The 3,824-nt window shown below is 70.7% G+C and carries 4 protein-coding genes; 3 read left to right on the top strand and 1 reads right to left on the bottom strand.

Features of this window, described 5'->3' with window-relative positions:
* On the bottom strand, positions 1-209 hold a 209-nt coding region (locus AB0J09_RS58680; RefSeq protein ID WP_360711986.1), incomplete at its 3' end, for a PucR family transcriptional regulator ligand-binding domain-containing protein.
* Between the two features lie 94 nt (positions 210-303).
* Between AB0J09_RS58680 and AB0J09_RS58675 the strand changes: the two genes are divergently transcribed.
* From AB0J09_RS58675 to AB0J09_RS58665, 3 genes are all read left to right on the top strand, one after another.
* The gene (locus tag AB0J09_RS58675; RefSeq protein ID WP_360711984.1) at positions 304-2,475 is read left to right on the top strand and encodes a molybdopterin cofactor-binding domain-containing protein; all 2,172 of its coding nucleotides are present in this window, start codon (positions 304-306) and stop codon (positions 2,473-2,475) included.
* A 23-nt stretch (positions 2,476-2,498) separates the two neighbouring features.
* Positions 2,499-2,732 carry an EF-hand domain-containing protein gene (locus tag AB0J09_RS58670; protein ID WP_360711981.1) on the top strand — a complete coding sequence of 78 codons (234 nt, stop codon included), beginning with the start codon at positions 2,499-2,501 and terminating at the stop codon, positions 2,730-2,732.
* 62 nt (positions 2,733-2,794) lie between these two features.
* The coding region (locus AB0J09_RS58665; RefSeq protein ID WP_360711978.1) for a solute carrier family 23 protein at positions 2,795-3,824 on the top strand (1,030 nt) is incomplete at its 3' end.

Below are 3,824 nucleotides of genomic sequence, written 5' to 3'. Positions count from 1 at the left end.
CCCGACTCGACCAGGGCCGACACGAACCTGGCCGAGTCCTCGGGCGCGTGCCACCACATCAGCCCGGACAGCACCAGCTCGCCGCCGACCAGGTAGCGCCCTGGCTCGGGCAGGTCCGTGATGTGCACGGTGTGGAACTCGCGCGAGGCGTCGCCGGCGAGCAGGGTCAGGCCCAGGTCGTCGATGGCCAGCAGGTCAGAGATGTGCACTTGTAGGAATATACAAGGCTGTGCGGCCAACCGCTGACCGGGATTTCACGCGACGCGCATGGAGGCGGCCGGACGGCGGTGCTCTACTCGGAGAATGACGGAGACGGCGTACACCACCCTTCACGGCGTCGGAGAGAGCGCCCGGCGGCCTGACGCGACGCTGAAGGTGACCGGCGAGTTCGCCTACGCCTCCGACCTGTGGCTGGACGGCATGGTCTGGGGCGCGACGCTGCGCAGCCCGCATCCGTCGGCGTGGATCCGCTCGATCGACGTAGGTCCCGCGCTGAGGATCCCGGGCGTGCTCACCGTGCTGACGCACGAGGACGTGCCGGGCGCGAAGTTCTACGGGCTGGAGCACAAGGACCAGCCGGTGCTGGCCATCGACCAGGTGCGCTACCAGGGCGAGCCGGTGGCGCTGGTGGCCGCGGACCACCCGGAGACGGCCCGCAGGGCGGCCGAGGCCATCGTGGTCGAGTACGAGCCCCGCGAGGCCGTGACAGACCCCCGCAAGTCCCAGCATTTCGTGAGGCATCAGCCGGTGCGGCGGGGCGACACATTCGAGGCCGAGGTCGTCGTCACCGGCGAGTACGAGGTCGGCATGCAGGACCAGGCCTTCCTCGGCCCCGAGTCGGGCCTGGCGGTCCCGGCCGAGGACGGCGGCGTGGACCTCTACATCGCCACCCAGTGGCTGCACGTGGACCGCGACCAGCTCGCCCCCTGCCTCGGCCTGCCCCCGGACAAGGTGCGCCTGACATTGTCGGGCGTCGGCGGCGCGTTCGGCGCCCGCGAGGACCTGTCGATGCAGGCACACGCCTGCATGCTGGCGCTGCGGCTGAACCGGCCCGTGAAGATCGTGTACGGCCGTGAGGAGTCGTTCTTCGGCCACGTGCACCGCCACCCGGCCTGGATGCGCTACGAGCACGGCGCGACCCGCGACGGCAAGCTGGTCTACGTCAAGGCCGACATCCTGCTGGACGGCGGCGCGTACTGCTCTTCGTCCCCCGCCGTGGTCGGCAACGCCGCGTCGCTCGGCGTGGGCCCGTACGAGGTGGAGAACGTGCGGGTGGACGCCACCGGCGTCTACACCAACAACCCGCCGTGCGGCGCGATGCGCGGCTTCGGCGCGGTCCAGGCGTGCTTCGCCTACGAGTCGCAGATGGACAGGCTGGCCGAGGCGTGCGGCCTGTCACCGGTCGAGATCCGGGTGCGCAACGCCGTCTCCCAGGGCTCCCACCTCATCACCGGCCAGGTGATCGACTCCCCCGCCCCGCTCGCCGAGATGCTGCGCGAACTGGAGGCGATGCCGCTGCCTGGGCCGCTACCCTCCGCGGTTTCGGAGGACCTGCGGTCCATGCCGGGCGGCGTCTCCCAGACGACGCACGGCGAGTCCGTGCGCCGCGGCGTCGGCTACGGCGTCGGCATCAAGAACATCTGCTTCTCCGAGGGCTTCGACGACTACTCCACGGCCAGGGTGCGCGCCGAGCTGATCGGCGGCGAGCCGCACGTCACCGTGCACACGGCGGCCGCCGAGGTGGGCCAGGGCCTGGTGACGATCCAGGCGCAGATCGCCCGCACCGAGCTGGGCATCGCGAACGTGACCGTGGCCGCCGCCGACACCTCGGTCGGCTCGGCCGGCTCCTCGTCGGCCTCACGCCAGTCGTACGTGACCGGCGGCGCGGTGAAGGCCGCCTGCGAGGCCGTACGGGAACGATTCAACGGACTGTCGCCGGAGGAGGCCCTCGAGAAGTTCGGGCCCATCGAGGAGACGCGCGAGTACCGGCACCGCCCCACGTACCCGATGGACCCGCGCACCGGCCAGGGCGACTCCCACACCCAGCTCGCCCTCTGCGTGCACCGGGCCGTCGTGGACGTGGACGTGGAGCTGGGCCTGGTCAAGGTGGTCGAGCTGGCGGCCGTCCAGGACGTGGGCCGGATCCTGAACCCGCAGGCCCTGGAGGGTCAGATCCAGGGCGGCTCAGCGCAGGGGCTCGGGCTGGCGCTCATGGAGGAGATCCAGATCCGTGACGGCAGGCTGCTGAACCCGTCGTTCACCGACTACCTCATCCCCACCATCCTCGACATGCCGCCGATGCACATGAAGATCCTGGAAAATCCGGATCCGGCGGCGCCTTACGGACTGCGCGGCGCGGGCGAGCCGCCGACCCTCTCCTCCACCCCCGCCATCGCCGCCGCCGTCCGCGCGGCGACCGGGCTGCGGTTGACTCGCGTTCCGATTAGGCCGGAAGATATCGCGTTGTTCGACTGACGTTCCGCAATGGGGGGTATCCGATGGCAAGCGCACGTGAAGCGGCCGAGACTGAGTTCAGGCGGTTCGACACCGACGGCGACGGCCTGCTGACCGCCGCCGAGATCCGCCAGGCCAACGAGGCGCTGGGCGGGCTGGGCGCTTCCGAGAGCGAGATCGAGGCGTTCATCAAGTCCGCCGACAGCGACGGCGACGGGACGATCGGGCTCGAGGAGTTCGTCGGCCTGGTCGGCCACGGGCGCCACGAGAAGGCGTGATCTCGTCCCCCGCAGGGTAACTAGCCAGCATTCCCCCTGATCATGATGAAGGGGGACGGCGGGTGCTCGATCGATTCTTCGAGCTCACCGGGCGGGGGACCACCGTCGGCCGCGAGGTGCGTGGCGGGCTGACCACGTTCGTGGCCATGGCCTACATCATCTTGCTCAACCCCATCATCCTGGCCGGCGCCAAGGACGTCACGGGCGCCCGGCTCTCCATCGCCCAGCTGACCACCTCCACCGCGCTGGCCGCGGCCGTCTCCACGCTGCTGATGGCCTTCATCGGCAACGCCCCCTTCGGCCTGGCCGCCGGGCTCGGGCTCAACGCCGTCGTCGCCTATCAGGCCGCGCCCCACATGACGTGGGCCCAGGCCATGGGCCTGGTGGTGCTGGAGGGCCTCGTCATCATCGTGCTGGCCGTGACAGGGCTGCGCACGCTCATCATGAACGCGATCCCGCTGGCGCTCAAACACGCGATCAGCGTGGGGATCGGGCTGTTCATCGCGCTGATCGGCCTGGTGGACGCCGGGTTCGTGGCGCGGGGCACGGGCACGCCCGTGCAGCTCGGCGCCACGGGCCACCTCACGGGCTGGCCGGTCGCGGTGTTCTCCTTCGGCCTGCTCCTGATGATCGCCCTGTACGTGCGCAGGACCCCGGCCGCGATCCTGATCAGCATCATCGTGACGGCCGGCCTGGCGATCCTGGTCAACTCGCTGGCCAGGGTCCCGCGCGGGTCGTGGGGCGTGGTCACGCCACACGTGCCGGAGCGCCTGGTCTCGGCGCCGGACTTCGGGCTGGCCGGCGCGTTCGACCTGTTCGGCGGGTTCGCCAGGGCTGGGGCGCTGACGGCGGCCGTGGTGCTGTTCACGCTGGTGCTATCGGGGTTCTTCGACGCGATGGGCACGATCATCGGCGTGAGCGACGAGGCCGGGTTCGTGGACGAGCGGGGACAGGTGCCCCGGCTGGGCCGGATCCTGACCGTGGACGGCGTGGGGGGCATGGTGGGCGGCTCTCTGAGCTGGACCAAGCACCAGGTGGCCGAGGTGACCTCGCTGGGCCTGGTCCAGATGACGCGTAAGCGGGTCGGACAGG

The sequence above is a fragment of the Nonomuraea sp. NPDC049784 genome, from assembly GCF_040659615.1.
In the GTDB taxonomy this organism is placed as follows: Bacteria; Actinomycetota; Actinomycetes; order Streptosporangiales; family Streptosporangiaceae; genus Nonomuraea.
The sequence above is the reverse complement of the archived record's forward strand: the minus strand, read 5'-3'. Positions and strand labels throughout refer to the sequence as shown.